This window comes from Niallia taxi, from assembly GCF_032818155.1.
Taxonomy (GTDB): domain Bacteria; phylum Bacillota; class Bacilli; order Bacillales; family Cytobacillaceae; genus Niallia; species Niallia taxi_A.
Genome location: NZ_CP102590.1, coordinates 708,228 through 731,730, shown reverse-complemented (window position 1 = coordinate 731,730; position 23,503 = coordinate 708,228). Strand labels below are relative to the sequence as shown.

At 36.1% G+C, this 23,503-nt stretch carries 24 protein-coding genes; 17 read left to right on the top strand and 7 right to left on the bottom strand.

Annotated features, from left to right (window positions below; translation table 11 throughout):
* The first annotated feature begins 12 nt into the window (after positions 1-12).
* Positions 13-654, top strand: coding sequence for a hypothetical protein (locus tag NQZ71_RS22755; RefSeq protein WP_317011776.1), 642 nt, complete (start codon positions 13-15; stop codon positions 652-654).
* Between the two features lie 167 nt (positions 655-821).
* Here NQZ71_RS22755 and NQZ71_RS22750 read toward each other — a convergent pair whose 3' ends face one another.
* Positions 822-1,292 carry a DinB family protein gene (locus NQZ71_RS22750; RefSeq protein WP_144457175.1) on the bottom strand — a complete coding sequence of 157 codons (471 nt, stop codon included), beginning with the start codon at positions 1,290-1,292 and terminating at the stop codon, positions 822-824.
* A 223-nt stretch (positions 1,293-1,515) separates the two neighbouring features.
* On the opposite strand from NQZ71_RS22750, the gene NQZ71_RS22745 reads away from it, so the two are divergent.
* Positions 1,516-1,683, top strand: coding sequence for a hypothetical protein (locus NQZ71_RS22745; protein ID WP_186304134.1), 168 nt, complete (start codon positions 1,516-1,518; stop codon positions 1,681-1,683).
* Between the two features lie 149 nt (positions 1,684-1,832).
* Positions 1,833-3,086: a DUF445 domain-containing protein gene (locus NQZ71_RS22740; protein ID WP_260055259.1), complete on the top strand. Its 1,254-nt coding sequence runs from the start codon at positions 1,833-1,835 to the stop codon at positions 3,084-3,086.
* A 99-nt stretch (positions 3,087-3,185) separates the two neighbouring features.
* Here the strand turns inward: NQZ71_RS22740 and NQZ71_RS22735 are convergent, their stop codons facing one another.
* On the bottom strand, positions 3,186-3,929 hold the full coding sequence (locus tag NQZ71_RS22735) for an SDR family NAD(P)-dependent oxidoreductase (RefSeq protein ID WP_275008849.1): 744 nt from the start codon (positions 3,927-3,929) through the stop codon (positions 3,186-3,188).
* A 199-nt stretch (positions 3,930-4,128) separates the two neighbouring features.
* Here NQZ71_RS22735 and NQZ71_RS22730 point away from each other — a divergent pair, with 199 nt between their 5' ends.
* From NQZ71_RS22730 to NQZ71_RS22710, 5 genes are all read left to right on the top strand, one after another.
* A complete protein-coding gene (locus tag NQZ71_RS22730) occupies positions 4,129-4,674 on the top strand; it encodes a sugar O-acetyltransferase (RefSeq protein ID WP_317011775.1) in 546 nt (181 codons plus the stop codon).
* 204 nt (positions 4,675-4,878) lie between these two features.
* Positions 4,879-6,327: a MocR-like pyridoxine biosynthesis transcription factor PdxR gene (gene pdxR / locus NQZ71_RS22725; protein ID WP_275009032.1), complete on the top strand. Its 1,449-nt coding sequence runs from the start codon at positions 4,879-4,881 to the stop codon at positions 6,325-6,327.
* Between the two features lie 5 nt (positions 6,328-6,332).
* Entirely contained in the window at positions 6,333-7,253 is a 921-nt protein-coding gene (locus NQZ71_RS22720; protein ID WP_317011774.1) for a D-alanine--D-alanine ligase, read from the top strand.
* A 64-nt stretch (positions 7,254-7,317) separates the two neighbouring features.
* Positions 7,318-8,205 (top strand): DMT family transporter, encoded by an 888-nt coding sequence (locus tag NQZ71_RS22715; RefSeq protein WP_275008852.1) that lies wholly within the window; start codon positions 7,318-7,320, stop codon positions 8,203-8,205.
* A gap of 328 nt (positions 8,206-8,533) precedes the next feature.
* Positions 8,534-10,399, top strand: a complete 1,866-nt coding sequence (locus tag NQZ71_RS22710; RefSeq protein WP_317011773.1) for a serine hydrolase domain-containing protein — start codon at positions 8,534-8,536, stop codon at positions 10,397-10,399.
* 545 nt (positions 10,400-10,944) lie between these two features.
* On the opposite strand, the gene NQZ71_RS22705 is transcribed toward NQZ71_RS22710, so the two are convergent.
* On the bottom strand, positions 10,945-11,574 hold the full coding sequence (locus NQZ71_RS22705; RefSeq protein WP_260055263.1) for a homoserine/threonine efflux transporter: 630 nt from the start codon (positions 11,572-11,574) through the stop codon (positions 10,945-10,947).
* Positions 11,575-11,712: 138 nt separating this feature from the next.
* On the opposite strand from NQZ71_RS22705, the gene NQZ71_RS22700 reads away from it, so the two are divergent.
* The 3 genes from NQZ71_RS22700 to NQZ71_RS22690 all read left to right on the top strand — a co-directional run bounded on the left by NQZ71_RS22700 (position 11,713) and on the right by NQZ71_RS22690 (position 13,516).
* Positions 11,713-12,540, top strand: a complete 828-nt coding sequence (locus NQZ71_RS22700) for a TrmB family transcriptional regulator (RefSeq protein ID WP_275008855.1) — start codon at positions 11,713-11,715, stop codon at positions 12,538-12,540.
* A gap of 46 nt (positions 12,541-12,586) precedes the next feature.
* On the top strand, positions 12,587-12,988 hold the full coding sequence (locus NQZ71_RS22695) for a hypothetical protein (protein WP_317012490.1): 402 nt from the start codon (positions 12,587-12,589) through the stop codon (positions 12,986-12,988).
* A gap of 93 nt (positions 12,989-13,081) precedes the next feature.
* Positions 13,082-13,516, top strand: a complete 435-nt coding sequence (locus tag NQZ71_RS22690; RefSeq protein ID WP_260055266.1) for a hypothetical protein — start codon at positions 13,082-13,084, stop codon at positions 13,514-13,516.
* A 50-nt stretch (positions 13,517-13,566) separates the two neighbouring features.
* On the opposite strand, the gene NQZ71_RS22685 is transcribed toward NQZ71_RS22690, so the two are convergent.
* Positions 13,567-14,442 carry a VanW family protein gene (locus NQZ71_RS22685; RefSeq protein WP_260055267.1) on the bottom strand — a complete coding sequence of 292 codons (876 nt, stop codon included), beginning with the start codon at positions 14,440-14,442 and terminating at the stop codon, positions 13,567-13,569.
* A gap of 184 nt (positions 14,443-14,626) precedes the next feature.
* On the opposite strand from NQZ71_RS22685, the gene NQZ71_RS22680 reads away from it, so the two are divergent.
* Together NQZ71_RS22680 and NQZ71_RS22675 are read left to right on the top strand one after the other, a co-directional pair.
* Positions 14,627-15,082: a hypothetical protein gene (locus tag NQZ71_RS22680; protein ID WP_260055268.1), complete on the top strand. Its 456-nt coding sequence runs from the start codon at positions 14,627-14,629 to the stop codon at positions 15,080-15,082.
* 263 nt (positions 15,083-15,345) lie between these two features.
* Positions 15,346-16,131, top strand: a complete 786-nt coding sequence (locus NQZ71_RS22675) for a class I SAM-dependent methyltransferase (protein ID WP_275008859.1) — start codon at positions 15,346-15,348, stop codon at positions 16,129-16,131.
* Between the two features lie 37 nt (positions 16,132-16,168).
* Here the strand turns inward: NQZ71_RS22675 and NQZ71_RS22670 are convergent, their stop codons facing one another.
* Together NQZ71_RS22670 and NQZ71_RS22665 are read right to left on the bottom strand one after the other, a co-directional pair.
* Positions 16,169-17,314, bottom strand: coding sequence for an MFS transporter (locus tag NQZ71_RS22670; RefSeq protein ID WP_144457203.1), 1,146 nt, complete (start codon positions 17,312-17,314; stop codon positions 16,169-16,171).
* Positions 17,315-17,366: 52 nt separating this feature from the next.
* On the bottom strand, positions 17,367-17,990 hold the full coding sequence (locus tag NQZ71_RS22665) for an RraA family protein (protein ID WP_317012488.1): 624 nt from the start codon (positions 17,988-17,990) through the stop codon (positions 17,367-17,369).
* Positions 17,991-18,246: 256 nt separating this feature from the next.
* Between NQZ71_RS22665 and NQZ71_RS22660 the strand changes: the two genes are divergently transcribed.
* The 3 genes from NQZ71_RS22660 (at position 18,247) to NQZ71_RS22650 (ending at position 21,520) form a co-directional block, all read left to right on the top strand.
* Positions 18,247-19,326 (top strand): isocitrate/isopropylmalate dehydrogenase family protein, encoded by a 1,080-nt coding sequence (locus NQZ71_RS22660; RefSeq protein ID WP_182102907.1) that lies wholly within the window; start codon positions 18,247-18,249, stop codon positions 19,324-19,326.
* Between the two features lie 35 nt (positions 19,327-19,361).
* The gene (locus NQZ71_RS22655) at positions 19,362-20,654 is read left to right on the top strand and encodes a CitMHS family transporter (protein WP_127738638.1); all 1,293 of its coding nucleotides are present in this window, start codon (positions 19,362-19,364) and stop codon (positions 20,652-20,654) included.
* 74 nt (positions 20,655-20,728) lie between these two features.
* Positions 20,729-21,520 (top strand): TerC family protein, encoded by a 792-nt coding sequence (locus NQZ71_RS22650; protein WP_317012487.1) that lies wholly within the window; start codon positions 20,729-20,731, stop codon positions 21,518-21,520.
* Between the two features lie 47 nt (positions 21,521-21,567).
* Here the strand turns inward: NQZ71_RS22650 and NQZ71_RS22645 are convergent, their stop codons facing one another.
* The gene (locus NQZ71_RS22645) at positions 21,568-22,062 is read right to left on the bottom strand and encodes a PTS sugar transporter subunit IIA (protein WP_275008863.1); all 495 of its coding nucleotides are present in this window, start codon (positions 22,060-22,062) and stop codon (positions 21,568-21,570) included.
* Between the two features lie 356 nt (positions 22,063-22,418).
* Between NQZ71_RS22645 and NQZ71_RS22640 the strand changes: the two genes are divergently transcribed.
* On the top strand, positions 22,419-23,498 hold the full coding sequence (locus NQZ71_RS22640; protein WP_144457210.1) for an isocitrate/isopropylmalate dehydrogenase family protein: 1,080 nt from the start codon (positions 22,419-22,421) through the stop codon (positions 23,496-23,498).
* Positions 23,499-23,503: the final 5 nt, after the last annotated feature.

Below are 23,503 nucleotides of genomic sequence, written 5' to 3'. Positions count from 1 at the left end.
AGGGGAAAAACAATGGATGAGTTATGGATTCAAGAAGAGGATTTACAAGAGGTGTTGAAGGAGCATTCTTTGCCCGTTAGGATTGAACTTTCAGGTGGAGAACCTAAGGTTTATTGTATTAGTGTTGATGACAAAGATGATAGAACGGAAGAGGAGTATTTAATTAAATTTTTGTCTGCTACTAAAACCTTTCCTTTGTATGTTACATACTCCATTGAATATTTAATACTGGCGGAATATGAAAAGGAATTAAATGAGTTAGGATTAGAATATGAGGTAAGGTATACAACTTCACAGAGAGTTTTTTACACACATAGAAGAATTAGACGTTATTATCATCCTGCAAGCATTTGTGTGAAATTTATGGACATTAATACATTAGCAAAAATAATCAATGCCAATTATGGAATCGCCCAAATGAACGAATTCTTTGCGATTTCTTCAGAAGATAACGTTCGGTTCGATCATAAGGAACGCCTAGCAGTTATTGAGGAAAAACCTAATTCTTTTTATATTACACCTGGTTTTGATGGGCATGGATTTTATCTGTTTTCCAACGAAGAACGATATTCAAGTATTATGAAGTTAATGGATAACCTGCCAGAGGGAACAGTGGTTACGCAAATTAATCATAAGTTGATAGATGAAATATAATATTTTAGGGTGCAATCTGTGATTATTTGACTAGAGGTTAAATAATCACAGATTGCAGCCCTTTTTATTTTGTAATAATGGCATAACAGTGAGAACTTTTGAGGAGCAGTAACAAGCTTCCATATAAATAAAAGCAGTCAACAAAGGATTAATGTCTTATGTAGTTTTTAATCCCAAATACGCACTCTAGGAACGTCTGCTGACCTTAAGTAATCCAATAACTGGCCTGTATGAACAGACTCATGATAGGCTACTCGCAACAGCATATCTCCCAATTCTCTTATGTAACCTGATTCTGAGCGATCAATTTTTATAGTAGCTAAGTCTTCTTGTGTGTATGATTTTATTGTCTTCAAAAAATCATTGCGATATGGTTCAGCAAAATCTAATTCATCTTTAACTGTCGTGTACGGCAGTCCTTCAAATGGAGAATTAAATACGTCTAAACTTCCTTTGTTTTTAATTGCCAGATGATAATAATGCTCGCTTTCCAGGACATGCCTAATCATTTCGATACAATTCATCGCCTCATTATCCGGCTTCCATAACAGCTTTTCTGCAGGAATGGATGTCCATACCTTTATACTTCTTCTTCTTACTTCTGTAAAATTTAATAAAATCAAATCAATTGAATTCATAGCTTCCCCCTCTTTTTACACTTGTTATTATTATACAATAATGGATAAGTGAGTTAAAAAAATAAAGCGTATTTGTTAAAAAAAGAAGGGAACCTTTTTTCATTTATTTCGTAAAAACTAATGAGGAAAGCGGATCTGTTTGCATGAGGGTTTGTTAAAAAGATGAATAAAAGTTATAATTAGCCAGTTAGATAAGTAAAAAGAAAAAAAGTGGGGTTTTAACATGAGTTGGATGGATGCTAATTTAATAGTAATTCCTTTTATATTTTTAGGGAAAATAGCAATCTTTGTATTTGCAATTTGGTATGCTTGGAAGCTGTTAAAGCTGCAAAAGGAAAAAAATAGTCTTCTTAAAGATATCTCTGAAAAGCTGAATAAACTAGACAAATAATAGAGAATTTTATAGATTATATAAGGGGCCGGATGAAAAATTCGGCTTTTTTATTTATCCAATGCCTTTTCAACGTTTTTTTCGGCAATTGAAGGTTATAATAAAGAAAAGACTAGATATTTACTATTATTTAAGGATGAGGAAAAAAGATGTCTATGAAAACAAAATCAAAAAAATTAGCTGTATATTCCCTTATTATTATGGGAATAGGTTATATCGCAACAGCACCGTTTGATGATTCCATTTGGATCAGATTACTGCAAGGAGGATTTGAAGCAGGTCTTGTCGGCGGATTAGCGGATTGGTTTGCAGTTACTGCATTGTTCCGTCATCCACTTGGATTGCCAATACCCCATACAGCATTATTGCCTAATAATCGTAAAAGGGTCACAAACGGACTTGTAACAGTGCTGAAAAATGATTGGCTTTCAAAGGAGAGCATCCAAGATAAGATTAAGGATATTTCATTTACAGATAAATTGCTCCCAACCATAACAGAACTTATAACGAAAGGGTCTCTGAAAGCTGGATTGGTTAAAGCAGTTAAAAAACTAGTAAGCAATATTGAAATTGAAAAAATGGTGCCTTTCATTAAGACACAAATTGTTTTGACGCTTTCTAATATTGAAGTGAATAAAATTCTGCAAATGATAAGCTCAAAATTAGTGAATGAAAATTTCGATGAAAAAGTATTAGACCATGTGCTGAAAAAAGCAGACAATTGGTTAAGACAAGAGGATACGAAGGAAAAGCTTGGCAGTGTTTCTATGAATGTCATCAACAGAATTGAAGCAGATGGCATGCTCAAATTCGCGTTAAGATCAATTGAAAGCTTACTTAGCGAAGAGAAACTCGGGAATATTGTTCAAAACCTTTTGTTGAGCGGGGTAAGAAGCTTGCAGCATAAAGGGCAACCAAACCGCGAAGCTCTCGTCAAATATATTCGTAAAGAAATTGAGGCAATGAACGATAATGAGCAGTTAATTGAGGGTATCGACAAGTGGAAAAATCAGCTACTATCTGAATGGGATTTAGATAATACAGTATTGGAAGCTTTACAAAAGCTACAGGACAATATATTGCTTCAATTAGATGATGAAGAATTTATTGATACGTATCTTATGCCACTATGCCTGCATTTCTTAGGCATGATTCAGAAAAATAGTGTAACGATTGATAAATGGATTCAAACACAAATTTCCATACTGATCGAGAAAAACCATTCTAAGATTGGTGATCTTGTTCAGGAAAATCTCGATAAGCTCGACAATGAAACAATGATTGACATGATTGAAAATAATATTGGCAAAGACCTGCAGTGGATTCGAGTAAATGGAGCAATTTGCGGATTTATTATCGGGATTATTTTGACTGGTATTCATTATTTAATTGGGTTGATTTAAATAGTGAGGCCTTTATGGTAAAAGCTTTAGTTAAAGCAACTATCATATATTAAAAATAAAAAATCCCTCCGATTTTATTAAATCGGAGGGATTTTTTTATTATATGGCAGTATAACCGCCATCAACAAAGATTGTTGTACCTGTAACAAAGTCATTTTCTGCCAAGAACATAACAGCATGTGCAATTTCTTCTGGATTACCTAAGCGTCCGATTGGATGTTTTGCAACTAAACCATCATAGAAATCACCTAAAGCTTCTTTACTAACCATGCCAGATTCGATAAATCCTGGTGCTACTGCGTTAACACGGATACTACGATCTGCATATTCTAAAGCTAGTGATTTTGTGATTTGATTTACTGCACCTTTACTTGCAGCGTAAGGAATAGAAGTAGGTTCCCCAACAGATCCTAAGATAGAAGAAGTGTTTATAATCGAACCTCCGCCAGTTTTAAGCATTTCACGGATTGCATATTTTGCACCATAAAATACGCCATCTTGGTTAATCGCAATAACACGTTTGTACTCTTCTGCAGTAAGTTCATGTGTTGGCTTTTGAACACCTACGCCAGCATTGTTAAAGATGATATCTAGTTTGCCGAAATGTTTAACCGCTTCAGAAACCAAATTTTCAACTTCACTTTCTTCGGCAACATTTGCTTTTACGAACAATACATTTTCATACGTTTCTTTTAAGTCTTTTTCAACAGCAGCGCCTGCTTCTGCATTATAGTCTGCTAAAACAACTTTCGCACCTTTATCTAGGAAAGCTTTAACGGTTGCTAATCCAATACCTGAAGCACCGCCAGTTACGATTGCTACTTTGTCTTGTAAATTTGTCATGTTAATTCCTCCAATAATGTCTAAGTTGTATTTCTATTAACTAGTATTTATCTACAAGTTAATAATATACCTATAGTCTAAAAGTGTCAATTAAAATATCTCAAATTAATATATTACGTTTATAGAAATAAAATAAGTATAAAAGGATAAATATACCACTGCATGGTAAAATAGATAGAATTGAAGGGAGGAAGTTAATGTGAACGAGAAAGAGAAGGTCTTCTATGAACGGGGGACAGATGAGTTAAAATTAAAAAGCATCCGTGCACAAAAACTTGTCCGCGCATTTAATAATAGTGAAGTAGAGGATTCAGAAAAAAGAGAAGAAGTAATCAGAGAATTATTCGGGAGTGTTGGCGTAAATTCAGCGATTGAACATAATTTCCATTGTGACTTAGGTTACAATATTCATGTTGGAGATAACTTTTACGCTGGATACAACTGCACGATTTTAGATATGGCAGAAGTTAGAATAGGCGATAACTGTATGATTGGACCTGATGTCGGAATTTATACTGCTGGACATGCAATCGGACCACAGGGCAGAAATAAAAGCGGATATGGAATCCCTATTACAGTAGGCAATGATGTGTGGATCGGCGGCAGCTGTGTTATATTGGCAGGAATTACAATCGGCGATAATTCTATTGTTGCTGCAGGATCTGTTGTGACAAAGGATGTCCCGGCAAACGCTGTAGTTGCAGGAAATCCAGCTAAAGTGATAAAAAACATTGATAACAAGTAAATAATATAGCTGCCAAACGGCGGCTTTTTTTAATTTATTAGAGGAATGCAAAAATGATTAAATTAGCTTTATACTTAACTAATAACTATTTATCTTACCGTGATTAGAAAGTATTACATACCACCAATTGATAAAAATCCACTTTGAGTGGACCTTTAGAAATATCGCTGGAAATGCAAAAATGTAAGGGAGAGGATGAAGGCTGTGTTTAATGATTTTAAACTTAACCAAGGGCGTCCAGTATATATACAGCTTAAAGAATATCTGAAAAGAATGATTACAAATGGGCATTTGCTTGAAAATCAAAAGCTTCCATCAACAAGGGAATTGAGCGTCTCGTTAGCTATTAGCCGAAATACGGTTTTAACAGCATATGCAGATTTGGAACAAGAAGGCCTTATTTACGCAGTTAAGGGAAAAGGAAACTTTGTTAAAAGTGTGGAAACCTCTAAAACCCCATCTATCGAAGTGAATTGGGAAGAAAAGATGAGTGAGCAAGCAATTATGGCAGAAAACCTCGACTTAATGAAGCATGGCGTGCGCCGAAGGAATGAAATGATCTCATTCAATAGTATTGCACCAGATGAAAAGCTTTTTGACGTGGAAAATTTTAAAAGAGCCTTTTTAAACAGAATGGCTATTGAAGGAGATATTGTTCTGAATTATGGTTATGCAAAGGGCTATAAACCACTTATTGAATACTTGCTGCATTATATGGAAGTGAAAGGCGTTGACATTAAAGATAAGGATATCTTGATAACAAATGGCTTCACAGAGGGCCTAGATATTATTTTATCTTCTTTAAATAAGAAAAATGGCCGAATTATATGTGAAAATCCAACACATCATTCTGCACTTAAGCTATTTCGCATGCACGGTTATGAAATCGATGGAATTGACATGGAAGATGACGGTATGGATATTTCCATGCTGCAATCCCTTTTAACAAAAAACAAATATGATTTTGCCTACCTAATTCCCTCCTATCATAATCCAACTGGTATTGTAACCTCATCTGAAAAAAGGAAGAAAATGATGGAATTGTTTTCTGCCTATCAAGTTCCAATTGTTGAGGATGGATTTAATGAAGAGCTGCGATATTCAGGGGCTCATCTTGCGCCATTGGCAGCATTTGCTGGAAGCGGTAATAATGTCATTTATACAAGCAGCTTCTCCAAAATTCTTTTTCCCGGTTTAAGGGTCGGCTGGGTCCTAGCGGATAAAGACTTAATTTATTATTTGGAAAGTATGAAGCGTGCTCGCACCATTCATACGTCTACATTAGATCAAGCAGTTTTATATCAGTATTTACATGATGGTTACTTTGAGAAATATATAAAAAAAGCAAGATCCGTTTATAAGAAAAAGTATGAACTAGCATTAACTTCTTCGAAAAGATATATCCCAATGAAAAGAATCACTGGTGATGGTGGTCTGCATCTTTTTATTGAGCTGGATAATAAGATTGATTCCCATGAGCTATTAAAAAAATGCTCTCAAAAGGGCGTTGTCTTTTCACTAGGAAATGATTTTTATACTGACGATAGTGGAAAACATACACTGCGCTTAGGCTTTTCAAGATTGAAGGAAGACGAAATAAGCAGTGGAATAAAGCTGATAGGACAAACGATAAAAGAACATTATGGAGGCTAAAGATTATGAAAGTTGGCGTAATTATGGGTGGAGTATCCTCTGAAAAGCAAGTGTCCATTATGACAGGGAAGGAAATGATTGCTCATTTAGATACAAATAAGTACGAAATTATCCCCATTGAGCTTAACAGTAAACAAGAAGTCGTCGAAAAGGCAAAAAACCTTGATATCGCACTGCTTGCTCTGCATGGCAAGTTCGGGGAGGATGGTGTCATTCAAGGAGCACTTGAAACCCTCGGCATTCCTTATACAGGAAGCAGTGTCCTTTCAAGCAGCTTATGCATGGATAAAAATCTCTCCAAAAAAATCATCCGCTATGAAGGTATGTTAACACCAAATTGGATTCAGCTATCAAGCCTGGAGGAACTGCCTTTAAGTGAAATAGAAAAAATGGGCTATCCACTAGTTGTAAAGCCTAATTCAGGCGGTTCGAGTGTAGGGGTGAAAATTGTCCATGATCAAGAGTCGTTACTATCATCCTTATCAGAAGTACTTAAATGGGATTATGAAGTGGTGATTGAGCAGCATATTAAGGGTGAGGAAATTACTTGTTCTGTCATAAATGGGGAGCTGTTGCCGATTATTTCGATTCAACATAAAGGAGAGTTTTTTGATTATACTTCCAAATATGATGATGCAGCTACGATTGAAGAGGTGATTCAGCTTCCCCCAGACATAGAAAAACGCGTTTCTGCAGCTGCAATGACTTGCTATCATTCATTGAAATGCAGTGTGTATGCGCGAATCGACATGATGCTTAAAGATGGTATCCCTTATATTTTAGAAGTTAACACACTACCAGGCATGACGAAAAACAGCCTGCTTCCGAAGAGTGCTCATGCAGCAGGAATCTCATATGGTAAGTTGCTTGATGTAATTATTGAAAATTCATGGAAAGAAAGAGCAAAAGAGTATACGGAACAATAAAAAACTACAAAGAATAACTACTGTGTTTTCTTGAATAAAATGCGGGGGAAAGGGTGGCTTTTACATGGCAAAAGAAAAACTAGGCTTTTTACTTGGAATAGTCGGTGTTATGTGTTTTAGTTTAACACTCCCTGCGACAAGTATAGCAGTAGCTTATTTCGGAACGACCGTTGTCGGGTTAGGAAGAACAGTTATTGCCGCTATATTAGTAGCTATCATCCTGATCTTCCGTAAAGAAAAGCTCCCTTCTTTTCGGCAATTTAAAAGTATTCTCATCGTTGCACTCGGTGCTGTGTTAGGATTTCCTCTCCTCACATCATGGGCAATGGAATACTTGCCAGTATCACACGGAGCTGTTGAAGTTGCACTCCTGCCGTTAGTAACAGCAGGATTTGCCATGTTAAGAGCAGGAGAACAACCATCACTTAAATACTGGCTTTCTAGTCTGATAGGGTCTTGTGCAGTTATTGTGTATGCACTAATTCTAGGTTTTGGTCAATTACACTTCGCCGATTTAGCTTTACTTGCTGCTGTGGTGCTGCTGGGCTTTAGTTATGCAGAGGGAGGAAGATTAGCGAAGGAATTAGGCAGCTGGCAAGTGATTGCCTGGGCAATTTTGATTGCTGCACCATTTTTCATTATTCCTGTCGGCTTAAATTTCACGCAAGATATGATACATGCACCAATGCAAGCTTGGATCAGCATACTTTATCTTGGTGTGGTCAGTCAGTTTCTTGCGTATGTTGCCTGGTATAGCGGAATGAGCTTGGGCGGTATTGCCAGAGTCAGTCAAATACAATACTTACAGCCATTTCTTATGATTTTATTTGCTGCTATTTTTCTCAATGAAGCTATAAGTTTTATGACAATTGGTATTGCTATCATAGTTCTGCTTTCTGTTATTGTCGGTAAAAATACAAAGGTTACACGAAGCGACTCTTATAAAACATAAACAAATGCTGGACTTCTAAAATAGGATTATTTTTGTCAGCCGCTAGTTGCGGCTTTTTTTTGTGGAATATGAACCTAGCTTCCTTAACATATGTGCTCATTTATTTATCATCTTGCCAAAAAAAGTTTCAATTTATATATTTACTACTTCTAAAGGCTTAGAGAAGAACAGGTCTTGTAGTCGATTACTTGTAAATGATTTACAGATACAATTAAAGGGAGAAGAATGCCAATTAATGCGCAAAAGTGTATTTATTACTATACATGAAAATAACAGAAAATTTGGATATTTTTACGGTATCTTTTTCGCATAATAATAAGGGGGTAATATGCAAAAAATAGTTATTGTATTTTTGCTCATAGTATTTGCATTATTTGTACCAAAGACACTTTATGCAAAGGAACTTACAACTCCGTCAGGAATTCCACTTACTGAAATAGAGAGCTTTGTTGATGACTATGTGAGTGACTATATTGGTAAAGAAACAGCTGGTGCAGGCATTATTATCGTAAAAAATAATGAAGTGATTTTTTCAAAAGGATATGGCTATGGAGATGTTGACAAGAAACAGAAAATAAATCCGGATACGTCCGTTTTTGAATGGGGTTCCATAAGTAAGTTGTTTGTTTGGGTATCAGTAATGCAATTAGAGGAACAAGGGAAAATCAAGTTGGATGAAGATATAAGTAATTACTTGCCTAAAGGATTTCTCCACAATTTAAAATATGAGGATCCAATAACCATGCTGAATTTAATGAACCATACAGCGGGTTTTGAGGAATGGATATTTGACTTAGGATATGCGACAGATGACCATATGAAAACATTAGAAGAAGGATTAAAAAAGCATGAGCCGAACCAAATTTATCGTCCTGGGGAAGTTGTGGCGTACTCCAATTATTCTACAAGCCTGGCAGCTTATATTGTTCAATTAATTACGGAACAAGAATTTAGTGATTATGTGGAAGAACATATTTTTCAAAAGTTGGGGATTTCAGACTCAACGTTCTATTTAGGTGTAAAAGAGCCGTTAACAAAGGCTAAAGTGAATGGTTATGAACTGCTTGGAAAAGGGGATTTTAAACCATCAACACCTTATTATATGTCTATGTACCCGAGCGGAGGAATAAATGGAACAGCACAGGATTTAGCAGAATTTGCACGTGCGTTGATGCCGCAGGTTATGAAGTCGGTTTTATTTAAGAACGAAAATACGTTAAGTAGCATGTTTAAGCAAAGTTATACTGTTAATAGAAATGTTCCTGGTATTGCTCACGGTTTTTGGGAATATCATGGTAAGTCAAAAGGATACACACATGGAGGTAATACGGCATCATTTTCCAGTAATTTTCATATAGTCCCGGAAGAAAACTTTGCTGTTATTGTGTTAACGAATCAAGCAGGAGAGGTTGATCTAACATATGGGCTTACGAAAGAATTAGTTGGAGAGAGAGAAATAAATGACGTCAAATTAACAGACTTGCCAGATTCGAAAATAACCGAAGGAAAATATATTACTGCAAGACAAATGGAAAGTGGCTTCTTAAATGTGTATTACAAGCTAATGCCGCTTGTAGTGAAATCAGTGAATGAGACTGATATAGAGGTTAGTTTGGCAGGGCAAACAGCTATTTACACGCAAATATATCCATATGTTTATAAAATGAACAAAGGTCATTCCATGTTTATTCCGACAAATGTTCTTTATTTCTCATTCGAAGATGGTTCAGTTAATCAAATTCATACATCGATTTCTGATTATCTGCCAATGAAGAATAACACTTATTGGCTAGCATTCAGCGCAATTTTATTCGCATATTGCGTCCTTTTCTTTATCATCTCTCCTTTTGTTTTAATAATAACAAGTTTATTAACTAAGAAGCGAAAACAGTTGATTTTAAAACTTAGAAAATGGATATATCTATTAAACATTGTTGGCACAGCATTCATAGTAAACATAATGGTATTAATAATAAGGATGCTAAGTAATAGTGATAGAGGTTATGCTGAGGTACTACCACAGATAATGATAAATTATATTTTAACCGTTATTGCTGCTATAACTATTGGTTTCATATTATTTAAGTGGAACACGGTTGAATTAACAAAATTACAGAAGTGCTTTTATGTATTAACAATATTTTCGATTAGCATGCTGATTTTTTTACTATTAACATGGCAGTTTTATAGTTAACTAAATTTCTTTATTATCTTAAACCTAATACAAAAAAATTGTAATAAGAGGTATGTACGGTGGATGTCTATAAGGCATCCTTTTTTATAGCGGAATTTTAAGGTCTATTGCATCGCTATACGGTAAGTCTTCATTTAACCGTCAACGAGAAAGCCTCCGTTAAGCAATGCAATAAATATGGATCCTTTAATTACTTACGTTATTTATGTAAAAGAAGTGCATGAAGCGATCATCTGAAAATATATCAAAGTTCTGTAATACACACATGATAATAAGGGCAACAGCGACAGATGATATAGCTACAAAAAAAGAAATAATCTTAACAAAAAAACTGTCAGTCTTAAAAAACATATAAGCTAATGGTAATAAATAAACGAGGCATAGTCCAAAGATAATAAGTAAAACCATGTCTTTACATCCTTCCTTATATTGGAACTTGGTTTATCATAACAAAGTTATTGTCAAGTGTAAAGAAAATCTATGTAGTGTACATAATAAAAAAACCGTCCAGATGATTCTCTGAACGGAAATAATAAACTTAAGGTTTAAATTCCTGTTTTAACTCCAAAAGCAACTAACATAATTCCCGTCGACTTCTGGAAGATTTTTTGGAATTTAGAATTATTCAACCATTTTTTCGCATAATCAATAAGCTGAACAAGAAATAAGAACCATACAACAGCAAGTGATGTCAGGATGAGAGCTAAAATAATCAGCTGCTCGTTCACATTTTCCTTCAGATTGATAAATTGCGGCATGATTGTTATGTAAACTAAAACAGTCTTTGGATTAAGAACATTGCTCAGCAACGCCTGCATAAAAGCCTCTTTATTATAACGTTTTGAGGACTTTATTGGTGCATTTGCTTGTGCTTGGATTTCCTTTAAAGAGAAGACGCTTTTAGTAAAGAAGCTTCTAATTCCTAAGTAAATTAAGTAAGCAGCCCCTAAATATTTAATGGTACTGAAAAGAATCACAGATTTTGCAATAACAACCGCTAACCCAAGAATTGCAATAAGTGTCCAAAAGCATAATCCAGTTGCCATCCCCAGTACAGTGAAGCGTCCTGCCTTCGCACCATAACCTAGCGTGTTTTTTACAAGCAGCATTGTATCAGCTCCCGGAATAATAACCATCATCGCAGCAATTGTTACATATGTTAATAAGCTATCCATGTTACATTTCCCCCTTTTTTTGATAGTGACTACTTAGGTAACTACTTTTAAATGAGTATAGCAGATTGATTTGGAAATAATCAACAGATTTTGTTAAAATATTAGTTACAAACATAGCGACTATTGGATGGAGGCTTTATGAAAGAAAACATTCTCGAAACATTAAAAAATCTTCATTTTACAGAGTATGAAGCAAAAGCATATCTCACACTTTTACAGGATTCACCATTAACAGGCTATGCTGTCGCAAAAAATTCCGGTGTCCCGCGTTCGCGCATATATGAAGTACTGGACAATCTTACAAGCAGAGGTGATATTTTAGTTAGTCTAGGTAATACGCCGCAGTACACACCAGTGCCTGCGAAGGAGCTAATTAGAAACCGCAGACAAAAAGCGGAAGAGAATTTTGAGCTTGCCGAAAAATCATTAGCTCAGTTTGAGAACTCTGCAAATGACCGTGAGAACATTTGGAACATTATGGGTCGAAGTGAAATACTCGATAAGGTAAAAGCTTGTATTTCATCTTCCTCCACACGAATTTTACTTGAGGTTTGGAAAGAGGAATACGAAGTGCTGGAGGCTGAACTAAAACAAGCAGCCGCAAGAGGGGTCAACGTAACGATTATTGCGTACGGGGAAATTGTTTCTGATTTCGCTAACGTATATCTGCATTATATGGGTGATGCCATTACAGATGAGTATGGCGGAAGATGGATTGTAATCAGTGGCGATGACTCGGAAGTAGTTGCAGGAATTGTCTCACTTGGTGATGATAGCCGTGCAGCATGGACAATGCATGTTGGATTAGTGATGCCAATAACAGAAGTGATGATTCACGATTTATATCTTATGGAAATTATGGCGAAGCACAGAGAACTATTAGAGGAAAGCTTCGGGAAAAATCTCACTCAGCTGCGCCGCAAATTTTCCATTCATCCAGACTTTAAGAAGCATTATGTGGACTAGCAGATTTGATTTTTATGTGAAATAAAAAAAGTGATGTGATAGTTTAATGAAATATCCTCAAAAAGAATTTAATAGTGATTTGAGGAAGCTAATAAAAAATAAAGAAAAAGTCTTAACTATTTTTGTAAAAGAATACGTAAAGAAAAAGAAGCCTATTTTAATGGAGGAAGGACTATTACTTGAAGCTGAATTTGTAATCGAAGGAAATGATTCATTTATCCCTGGTTACAATTCCTCCATTTCAGTAGGCATAAGTGAAAGCGAAGGGGAACCTTTAGATATACATATCATTTATATCTGGGAATGTAATTGTACCTTTTTGGGTGTACCAATAGGACGATGGATACCGGGCAGTAAGATCACAGGAGAACTAATCGATGAAACTGTAGAAGAAATCGAACAAGAATTGACACTTTTTCTTGAGGAATTGGTGAGTGATTGTTTATAATCCTGCTGTTAGAAATTTGGTTAAATGTTTAATCTTAATAAGCCGCCTACGGGTCACTTGCTTTAATTTGTTAGTATGCTGGGAAGTGAGAAAATGCTTGTATATTATTTCGGCCTTTGTGTTGGCTTCTTGCTGGTAATTTTTTCGGTTTATTCCTTTATTCAAATGTATCGAAAAAAGACCTATCCTTTTATAAAGATAGGAAAAGCCAGTGGAGCAATTGTTTTAGGCACTTTAATTTTAATAGTGTTTTTGCCAAGCTTAAAATACATGCTGTTTAAAGAATATGATGTCGTTAAAGGAAAGTGTGTAATTGAAGTAGATTCCGCTGGGAGGTCTACTATGGTGGACTTTATCATGCAAAATTCAAACGACATTTATTCATTTAAAGAAATTCCACAGCTTGACGCCTATGGTAGGAATATACCCTATTATTGTGCAATAACCGTCACAAAGGATCATATGTGGGAAATAAGCTATGCAATTTATGATATCAATACAAAAGAACTTATCGTGACAAGTAATTGAAGAGAGCCAAAAATCTTAAATACGTCTGAAATAATTTTTGTTTTTAACTATTAAAGATATGGAATTTTTTTAGGCGTATATGTAATTACATCAGATGAATAAATCTCAACTTTTACATGGTTATTAACTGCTTTTGCAAGGATGAGGATAGGCTGATTATAATCATTTTTAAAGATAAAATCCGGTCCATCCCAGCTTACTGTTGCATCCCTGTTAACTGGAACGTACGCAACCCCTTTACTGTGTGTAAAGCGCTTCACAATATTTAAACCTGCACTATCGACAGCATTAAAAAGCGTAGAGGAAACTTGGCAAATTCCTCCGCCGAATTCTTCAGAATATTCCCCGTTAACGATTGCAGTTGAAGGCATATATCCTCTATCAACCGTTCTTTCTCCAACCACCTTATTAAAGGAAAACACCTCTCCTGGAAATAGAACATAATTATTGATTGCCTTTGCTGCGAGGTCAATATTATTTTTTCTTTGTTTATTGTAAGGATTATAAAATGTTATATATTCCCCAATCTTTTCCCCTTTAATGTTTCCAAGTAACTCACTGTCCACCCGAGGATAATTAGCGACTATCGGCAGCTCTATAGTCGATGTGCCTTTATTAAAAAAATAAGAAAGCATTTCCTCTGTGAAAACTCTTCTGTTTAAGCGATAGCCAACTTGTTCTGATGTAATATTTCCGTTAGCGTCCAAAGAAGCATTTTTAGGTTTTTTGCTTACTTGCTCATCTATTTCATCCATAAAGTCTTTCACTTTTTTCGTGTCTATAAAAGGCAGTATAGGGAACTGCATGGAAAAGTTAGACCGATTTACAACGTACATTTCATCGCCCTTGTTCGTAATAATTAAGTTATCTTGTACATTTTCCTGCTGCGTATAAATTAAAAGTGCAAGCATCCAACTAAGTAACATTTGCAAACCCTCCCTATTATCAGTTTGGGATAATAGCCTAATTTTTATGTAAGCTTTATTAAATAGTTAAGAAATGGAAACAGGTTTTGGACAGTCCATCTATTACAGATAAACGACCTTGCAGGAACCATTTTTGGTTCTAGGCATATAACTAACATATGTCGGTTCGTAGGTGCTGAATATCATGAAATTGGAAGAAAAAGCAATGTTAGATAGTGCTGTTATTAGAGAAATACAACGGGATCTTGATCTCATTATTGCCGCCCTATTATTAACGGGACAAATAACATTAACAAGAATTTACTTTGGGCCAGGTTATTTTGGGGTAACCGTTGGTGGTCCGATTACAGGAGTTTCGAGGTTAGAAGGAAAAGGGAAGAATCATTTGTTTAACTTTTCGCTAGATGTTATTGATATCTTAGTGGCTATTCTTTTAATAAAAGACGAAATAAACCTTGTGGGGCTTTTTATTTCCTCTGATGCAAGATTTTCTTTAAGTATAAGCGGTCCACTATTAGGCAGGGAGAAGGTAGTACCCGTATTACCGTATTTAAAAAAGAATCAAAGGGAGCTTAATGAAATTGTGAACTCCAGTTACATTATCGATCATACATTATTGGAAAAATTAAAAAAGTGCTAACGAGGTGAACGCAAATGGCTTTAACGGATTTACCAACAATTAAAGGTGCAAATAAAACCAGTTTGTTTCTGATCGCCTTGCCAATTGTTATCTTTATTTTTTTCTTTACACAGGATAAGGATGTTTCTTAATGTTAGAAGATATTCAGTTGCCATATTGGCAGCTTTTTTTTGTGTAATAACGAAAACTTATCCTTACCGATAATTATTTTCGATGATAAACAATGAATAATTAGTTATATAGTATAAAGAGAGGTGAGGAGAATGAATGATCATAATTCCAGTGAAATAAAGTCGAAAGTACAGCAGCAATTCGGGGCAAACGCCAAAAAATATGTAGAAAGTAAAAGCCATTCATCTGGGGAAGACTTAAAAATGTTGCTTGAGTGGACTGAGCCCAAAAAGAGTTGGACTGTACTTGATATTGCAACAGGCGGCGGACATGTAACAAAGCTTTTAGCTCCACAGGTTAACCAAGTTATAGCAACTGATATCACAAGGGAAATGCTAAAAGAAGCGAAGCGTTTTGTGGATTTATCTGCTTCCAACGTTAATTACATTGTCGCAGATGCAGAAAGCTTACCATTCTTAGACGACTCCTTTGATCTAGTTACATGCAGAATTGCTGCACATCATTTTCCAAATGTGAAGGAATTTATAAAGGAAGCACACAGGGTATTAAAGCAGGGCGGAAGGCTGTTATTAGTTGATAATATTGCACCAGTAGATCCTCAGCTAGATAATTTTATTAATACTTTAGAACAGCTGAGAGATAACAGCCATGTTCGCTGCTATTCACAGAATGAATGGCAAAACTGGATAGATGAAGCAGGTTTTGTTCTTTTGAAATCCAAAGTAAGAAAAAAACAACTAGAATACCAAGGCTGGGTCGAACGAACAACTAGTTCGGAAGAGGAAATCTCAAAAGTAGCACAGTACATACAAAATGCCGAAAAACAGGTGAAGGATTATTTCGGTTTTCAACTGACACAAAATGCAATCCATTCCTTTAAACTCGACGAATGGATTGCATTGTTGGAAAAAAAGTAAACACAAAAAAGATAAGCTGACCCAGCTTATCCTTTTATTATTTGTTTATTTGAATAGAACCAGTTTTATTTTCTTTTAAAAACCAAGACCCGCCAATTAAGAAAAAGCCACTAAAAATAAACACAGACAGAATGCCCATCCATGAGCCGACAAGGCCAAAGAATATTGGTGCTATTAATTGAGATAATCTATTGGTAGATAGTCGTAAACCAAGCACTTCACCAGTTCTGTTTAACGGGGAAGCGTTATAAGTAGTGGTTAGGGATAATGGCTGGCCACAACCAAGTCCAAACCCCATTAAGCAGCTAAATACACAATAAAAAATCAGACTGCCTGTAAATGGAATTAGCAGAAAAGAGGCCCCTGCCAAGATGACGGAAATAAATAAAATGAAGTCCCTGCTCATTAGTATAAGAAGTCTTGGTAAAACAAACCGAATAATAATCATTGCTAATCCTTGTAAGGAAATAACGAGCCCTATTTGGGAATTAGATAAATCTGCTTCCTTTGCAAGAATTGGAAAGTAGGCAACGAAAATATCCTTGGAGTATAAGACTAAAGCGCTTGAAAATAAAGCCTTCTTCAGTAAAGGGATTTTTAATAGGCCGATTGACTCGATGATGCTTTTCTTTTCACTCACGTCCTTTTTTATGGCAGGAACCTTAAAGCTTATGAAAATTGGGAAAATAGCTAATAGGAGGGAAACGAGAAACACACTATTATAGTTATAATGTTCGGAAATATAGCCTCCTAGAATCGGTCCTATTAACGAGGCTGCTGCAACTGCCATGCCAAACATACTGAAATACTGATCTCGATTTGATTCAGTAGCAATATTTCCAATTACATTTTGCAAGGACACAGCGATAAAGATATTGGATATCCCAACAATAAACTGACTAATATAAAGCGCCCAAATCGTGGTGAAGAAGTATGGAAAAAACATCCCAACAGCTAATCCAATCATCCCAAAGATAACTGGATAGCGATCACCATACTTATCCGCTATTCTGCCAGCCTGTAAGGCAAATAGCAGTGGGAAAAAAGCAAATGCAGCCGTTAAAATGCCTATTTCAAATGTATTTGAGCCCAAGTTAGAAGCATATAGCGTGATAATTGGCCGAGTAATATTAATAATTAATTGAAACGCAAAAACCGAAAATATAATAATTCTTAATATCATCTATATCTCCCCATAATAAAAAGGAAGAGCTGAGGTCTTCCTTTCCTACTAGTTATTTAACAGAGTTGATCATTTGATCAAGGTATTTAATAATTTCTTCTTTATTGCCTGAGACTTTTTCTTCTCTTAACTTATCTTTTTCCACTCTATCAAGTGATTTGGTCAATATTTCTTCTTCCTGCTCCTGAGGAATTACAACAACACCATCAATATCGCCGACAAGTATATCACCTGGTTTTACCGTAACGCCTCCACAAGAAATTGGGACATTAATCTCTCCCATGCCAGCTTTTCCACCTGCTGCAACAGTTGTTCCTTTACAGAAAACAGGGAAGTCAAGTTCTTTAATGCCATTAATATCTCTAATAGCACCATCCACAACAAATGCACCAACCCCAAGCGTTTTGGCCATACCAATCACAAAGTCTCCTGCAGCAGCTCTATATGTATCCCCCTTTGCATCAACAATAATAACATCATGGGGTTTTGCCTCTCTAATTGCCTTTAAAACAGCTAAATTATCGCCAACAGGAATCTTAACAGTAAGTGCTCTCCCAGCGAAGGAATATTCCTCCTTAATAGGCTTAATAGAAGGATCGAGATTATTTAATCCATTCATTGTATCGGAAATGGAGGTAGTAGGAATGCTTTTGAATTGCTCTATTATTTTTTCCATGTAAGTCTCTCCTTTTGATAACCGTTTTCTATCATTATACAAAACATACACGATAGGATAGAAATCAATATAAGTTATCGTTATCTATAAAAAAAAGTGATGGTTAAATCGTCATGTCTAGAAATCAAAAATAAAAAATAGTTATGGATAAACATAAAAAAGCGATATTTCATTTATCGTTAGCTTTATATTACAGTGATAGTAGAAATTCAATATTGAAAATCTACAAGAACAAAACAAATAGGGAGATGAAATGATGAAGGCATATAAGCTAGGAGTATTACAAGGTGACGGTATCGGTCCAGAAATTGTAAGCGCTACAGTGAAGGTTTTTAAAGCAGCTGCACAGGAATTAGATGTTAAATTTGATTGGACAGAGCTTCCGATGGGCTGGGAGGGGATTGAAAAGTATAATGATCCAACACCTAGCTATACGAAGGAAATGTTAAATGACTGTGATGGCTGGATACTAGGGCCACACGATTCTGCAGCATATCCGCCAGAACATAAAGCAAAAAGAAACCCAAGCGGTGAGCTTCGTCACACTTTAGATTTATACGCAAATATCAGACCAGCAAAAACAATGCCTGGAGCGAAAAGCGTAGTAGGTGAAGCGGATTTAATTATTTATCGTGAAAATACAGAAGGCTTTTACACAGATAGAAACATGCATATAGGCGGGGGAGAATGGCAAATAACGCCAGAGGTTGTCGTTTCTGCAGGTGTATTTACGAAGAAAGCCGCTGAAAGAATCGCACACGCTGCTTTTAAAATGGCAATGCAGCGCAGAAAAAAAGTAACAATTGTTCATAAAGCAAATGTTATCAAGCTAGGAACAGGACTTTTCTTAAATACATGTAAAGAGGTAGCACAGCAATATCCAGAGGTTACGGTTGATGACTACCATATCGATGCAATGACAGCACACTTAGTCCGCAGAGCAAGAGATTTTGATATTATAGTAACAGAGAATATGTTTGGTGATATATTATCAGATTTGGCTGGTGAATTAGTTGGAAGCCTTGGACTAGCTCCTTCTATCAATACGAATGAAAATCAGGCAATGGCTCAAGCTGCTCACGGATCAGCACCGGATATTGCTGGGAAGAATATTGCCAATCCAATTGGAATCATGCTGTCAACAGTTATGCTGATGGATTGGTTGAGTGAAAGACATCATGACGCAAAATTACACCAGGTTGGCGAGCTTGTTGAACAAGGAATAAATAGCTGCCTTAAAGACGGGACAATGACCGGGGACTTAGGGGGATCTGCATCAACTTCTGAGTTTGCAGAGGCGATTATCGCAAGAATTGGTGAGTTAGCTGTCAAATAAATGAAAACGCATTCAGTGTGTTTGGGGGTATAAATTTGTTATCAATTCTAGGGTTTCTAACTATTGCGGTGTTTACTTACTTAGTCATGTCTAAGCGATTAATTGCCTTTACAGCTATCATTTTTGTTCCTGTAATTTTTGCCTTACTCGGGGGATTTGGGTCAGAATTAGGGGATATGATGGTACAGGGAGTAGAGCTTACCGCTCCTACAGCAGTACTTCTCTTATTTGCAATTCTTTACTTTGGTATCATGATGGATACTGGTTTATTTGATCCTGTTAGTAATATGATTTTAAAGATTGCTAAAGGGGATCCGGTTAAAATAGCAATGGGGACTGCGATATTAGCATTGCTTGTAGCATTAGACGGAGATGGAACAACAACATATATGATTATTTGTTCAGCGATGCTGCCCGTGTACCGAAAAATTGGCATGAATCCTTTAATATTAGCAACTGTCTCTATCATGTCATTAGGAATTATTGCCGGAAGTACGCCATGGGGCGGATCTGCAACAAGAGCAATAAGTGTGCTTGGTCTTAATGCTAATGAATACTTTATTCCAATGCTGCCGGTTATGGTTGCTGGGGCGATTTCTACATTAGCGATTGCCTATTTCTTAGGAAAAAGAGAACGAAAGCGTCTTGGCGCAGAAGTTATTGCTAAATATAATCAAGAGATTGCAGCAACAGCAGAAGCACCAGTGAAAAAGAACTCTAAAATCATTTGGTTTAACCTATTTCTGACTTTAGCAATAATGGGCGTATTAATTCTAGACGTAGTAGAATTGTATATTCTCTTTATCATTGGGTTCGCCATTGCTTTAGTAGTTAACTTCCCAAATATTGAAGAACAAAAAAAGGTGCTAAAACAACATGCTTCAAATGCCATACCAGTTGTATCGCTTGTGCTGGGAGCAGGTATATTCACAGGTATTCTTCAAGGTACGGAAATGGTTGACCATATGGCAAATGATATTGTTTCGATTATTCCAAGCGCGTTTGGAGACTACTATACTATCATTGTCGCAATCATCGGTCTGCCGCTTAGCTTCCTTATGTCTAATGATGCCTTTTTCTTTGGGGCATTACCAGTATTAGCAGAGGCAGGCAGTCAGTATGGCGTTGATTCTGTCAGTATTGCAAGAGCATCAGTGATTGGACAGACAATACACTTAATAGGTCCAACATCAGCACCATTATGGGTGTTAATCGAATTAATCAGAAGTGATTTAGGAAAACTACAAAAATTTACAATGGGCTGGATTCTCTTAACTGCAGTTGTGATGATTATCGTTGGAATCTTAACAGGAGCAATGGTCCTGTGAGTTCAAGAAACTAAATGTAACCACATATAATAGCCCTTGCGAAAGGGCTATTTATATTATGAAGGAGGATGAAAATGGAACTCGAATTTTTCACGGCATTATTGTCCATTATTGTTATTGATTTAGTATTGGCAGGAGATAATGCCATATTAATAGGTCTAGCTGCTAGAAACTTGCCAAAAGACCAGCAGAAAAAGGTTATTATGTGGGGCTCACTTGGTGCCATCATTATTCGAATTATAGCAACTCTAGCTGTTGTATGGCTATTAAAGGTACCAGGGCTGCATGTAGCAGGCGGGCTAATGCTAGTTTTTATTTCTTATAAATTATTAGTAGAAAATGAGGAACATAGCGATATAAAATCGAGCAATAATTTTTGGGGTGCTGTCAGAACAGTTATTATTGCCGACGCCTTAATGGGCTTAGATAATGTGCTAGCAGTTGCAGGAGCTGCCCATGGCAGTATTTTATTAGTAGTCATTGGCTTATTAATTTCCATTCCTGTCGTAATGTGGTGCAGTACATTAATATTGAAATGGATTGAGCGCTTTCCTGTCATTATTACTTTCGGTGCAGGGATTTTAGCATGGACAGCCTCGAAAATGATCGTCGCGGAACCCTTTATAGGCACATACTTCCAAAACCCATTATTAAAGTATGGCTTTGAACTATTAGTCATTGCATTGGTAGTTGGGATAGGAGTTTATAAAAATAAGAAAGCGGCAGATATTCCAGCGGGTGATGTAGCTTTTGCTGAAGTAAAGGAATCAATTGGCTTTATAGATGAGGAAAAACCTGAAGATTTCCTGAATGGCGAAAATATAGAGAGCCATAAAGAACGGGAAAGAGAGCTGACAAAAGTTTGATAAAAAAAGAAGGTGCCGAATTTCAAATCGGCACCTTCTTTTTTTAACTATCTTTCCACAACAGAAACAATTTTTGTCTCGCCAGCAGCTAAAGTAACAGCATCCTGCCATATAAGCGAGTAGTTTTTATTTTTGATATTCGGTAAAATTACTAATATTAGCGGACTATAAGCATTTTCATTTAAATAATTCAGGTCAAATTCAAGGAGAGCATCGCCCATTTTTACAGATTTACCAAGTGTGACTAAAGCTTTAAAATAATCACCTTTTAAGGAAGCGGTTTCAAGACCGATGTGGATCAAAACATCTATATCCTCTGAATTTCTTACCGTCATCACATGGTTCGTATTAGAAATATGGGTAACCACACCAGAAACGGGTGAAACAATTTTACCATTGGAAGGATGGACCGCGAAGCCTTCACCAACAAGCTTATTACTGAAAATCGGATCTGGTACAGTTTCTAAAGAGACAAACTTTCCATCTGCAGGAGTAAAAATAGAATTTGCTTCTGTTTTCTTCTGATGACTATTTTTAAACATTATTTAATCTCCTTTCATACAAGAGATACTAAATCTCCTGTTCCCTTTAAAAGTAAATGTAACGAGTGGCAAACTGTTCGTCAATTCCTTTTTAGGAGATCATCAATATACAAACCTAGAAACCTAGTGATACCAACAGATTCAGGCATTATTCTAATATAGAATGAACAGAGATAATGAAAAGTTATGGAAGACTTTCTTAAGAAATTTGGGTGGTAATCTCGTACATCCATAACTTTTTTTTATGATATTTAATAAAAAATGTGTATTTTTTATTATGGTTTAAATGTAATAGAATAAATGTAGAAAGTAAGTATTAACCAGTTAATTCATACAACAATAAAGGTGGTTATCTGATGGCAAATTATAAATTAGGTGTTCTTTATGGAGACGGAATTGGTCCTGAAATTGTGAAAGCATCTGTAGAAGTATTGAAGGCTGCCACTCAACAAGCAAATAATGGTACAACTTTTGAATACAAGGAGCTGCCGATGGGATGGGAAGGTATTAAAAAATATAATGATCCTGTTCCAGAAATAACAAAAAAAGGCCTGGAGGATACAAATGGCTGGCTGATGGCTCCACATGATTCAGCAGCTTACCCTGATGAGCATCGAATCTCGAAGCGTAATCCAAGTGGTGAACTTAGACATCATTTTGATCTATATTCTAATGTACGTCCAAGCCGCGCCTTGCCGGGGACTACTAGTTTAGTAGGAAATGCAGATCTTGTTGTTTTTAGAGAAAATACGGAGGGCTTCCTGTCCGATAGAAATATGTATAAAGGGACAGGAGAATACATGGTAAATAAGGATGTTGCATTAGTAACAGGCGTATTTACAAGACAAGCAACAGAAAGAATTGCCCATGAAGCATTTAAGCTGGCAATGACAAGACGAAAAAAAGTAACAATCGTTCACAAAGCAAATGTAATCAAGTTTGCCTATGAATTATTCCGTGATGTTTGCTACGAGGTTGGCGAAAAGTATTATCCAGAAGTAGAAGTGAATGATTTTCATATTGATGCAATGACAGCACACTTAGTAAGAAGAGCAGAAGAGTTTGATGTCATCGTAACTACTAATCTATTCGGTGACATCCTATCAGATCTTGCTGGTGAACTTGTTGGAAGTCTTGGTTTGTCAGCATCACTCAATACAAATGGTGAGCAAGCAATGGCACAGGCAGCACACGGTTCAGCACCGGACATTGCCGGTCAGAATGTTGCAAACCCAACAAGTATGCTGCTGTCAACAGTGATGCTCCTACAGTGGCTGGCAAACCATCATGATGACCATCATTTAAATGTCATTGCCGAAGTAATCGAAAATGCTGTCTTACAAACAATCGCCGAAGGACCAACTACCCGTGACCTTGGCGGAACGGCATCTACGACAGAATTTACAGAAGCTGTTATCAAAAGAATGCAAGCATAAATAAA

What these genes read in the sequence shown, in the direction of transcription:
- NQZ71_RS22750 (WP_144457175.1), bottom strand. Translation starts at nt 1,292, where the DNA reads ATGAATTCAATTGATTTGATTTTATTAAATTTTACAGAAGTAAGAAGA.
- NQZ71_RS22650 (WP_317012487.1), top strand. Translation starts at nt 20,729, where the DNA reads ATGGAACTCGAATTTTTCACGGCATTATTGTCCATTATTGTTATTGAT.
- NQZ71_RS22710 (WP_317011773.1), top strand. Translation starts at nt 8,534, where the DNA reads ATGCAAAAAATAGTTATTGTATTTTTGCTCATAGTATTTGCATTATTT.
- NQZ71_RS22745 (WP_186304134.1), top strand. Translation starts at nt 1,516, where the DNA reads ATGAGTTGGATGGATGCTAATTTAATAGTAATTCCTTTTATATTTTTA.
- NQZ71_RS22695 (WP_317012490.1), top strand. Translation starts at nt 12,587, where the DNA reads ATGAAATATCCTCAAAAAGAATTTAATAGTGATTTGAGGAAGCTAATA.
- NQZ71_RS22690 (WP_260055266.1), top strand. Translation starts at nt 13,082, where the DNA reads ATGCTTGTATATTATTTCGGCCTTTGTGTTGGCTTCTTGCTGGTAATT.
- NQZ71_RS22700 (WP_275008855.1), top strand. Translation starts at nt 11,713, where the DNA reads ATGAAAGAAAACATTCTCGAAACATTAAAAAATCTTCATTTTACAGAG.
- NQZ71_RS22675 (WP_275008859.1), top strand. Translation starts at nt 15,346, where the DNA reads ATGAATGATCATAATTCCAGTGAAATAAAGTCGAAAGTACAGCAGCAA.
- NQZ71_RS22685 (WP_260055267.1), bottom strand. Translation starts at nt 14,442, where the DNA reads ATGTTACTTAGTTGGATGCTTGCACTTTTAATTTATACGCAGCAGGAA.
- NQZ71_RS22665 (WP_317012488.1), bottom strand. Translation starts at nt 17,990, where the DNA reads ATGGAAAAAATAATAGAGCAATTCAAAAGCATTCCTACTACCTCCATT.
- NQZ71_RS22640 (WP_144457210.1), top strand. Translation starts at nt 22,419, where the DNA reads ATGGCAAATTATAAATTAGGTGTTCTTTATGGAGACGGAATTGGTCCT.
- NQZ71_RS22705 (WP_260055263.1), bottom strand. Translation starts at nt 11,574, where the DNA reads ATGGATAGCTTATTAACATATGTAACAATTGCTGCGATGATGGTTATT.
- NQZ71_RS22680 (WP_260055268.1), top strand. Translation starts at nt 14,627, where the DNA reads ATGAAATTGGAAGAAAAAGCAATGTTAGATAGTGCTGTTATTAGAGAA.
- NQZ71_RS22755 (WP_317011776.1), top strand. Translation starts at nt 13, where the DNA reads ATGGATGAGTTATGGATTCAAGAAGAGGATTTACAAGAGGTGTTGAAG.
- NQZ71_RS22660 (WP_182102907.1), top strand. Translation starts at nt 18,247, where the DNA reads ATGAAGGCATATAAGCTAGGAGTATTACAAGGTGACGGTATCGGTCCA.
- NQZ71_RS22715 (WP_275008852.1), top strand. Translation starts at nt 7,318, where the DNA reads ATGGCAAAAGAAAAACTAGGCTTTTTACTTGGAATAGTCGGTGTTATG.
- NQZ71_RS22735 (WP_275008849.1), bottom strand. Translation starts at nt 3,929, where the DNA reads ATGACAAATTTACAAGACAAAGTAGCAATCGTAACTGGCGGTGCTTCA.
- NQZ71_RS22670 (WP_144457203.1), bottom strand. Translation starts at nt 17,314, where the DNA reads ATGATATTAAGAATTATTATATTTTCGGTTTTTGCGTTTCAATTAATT.
- NQZ71_RS22720 (WP_317011774.1), top strand. Translation starts at nt 6,333, where the DNA reads ATGAAAGTTGGCGTAATTATGGGTGGAGTATCCTCTGAAAAGCAAGTG.
- NQZ71_RS22645 (WP_275008863.1), bottom strand. Translation starts at nt 22,062, where the DNA reads ATGTTTAAAAATAGTCATCAGAAGAAAACAGAAGCAAATTCTATTTTT.
- NQZ71_RS22740 (WP_260055259.1), top strand. Translation starts at nt 1,833, where the DNA reads ATGTCTATGAAAACAAAATCAAAAAAATTAGCTGTATATTCCCTTATT.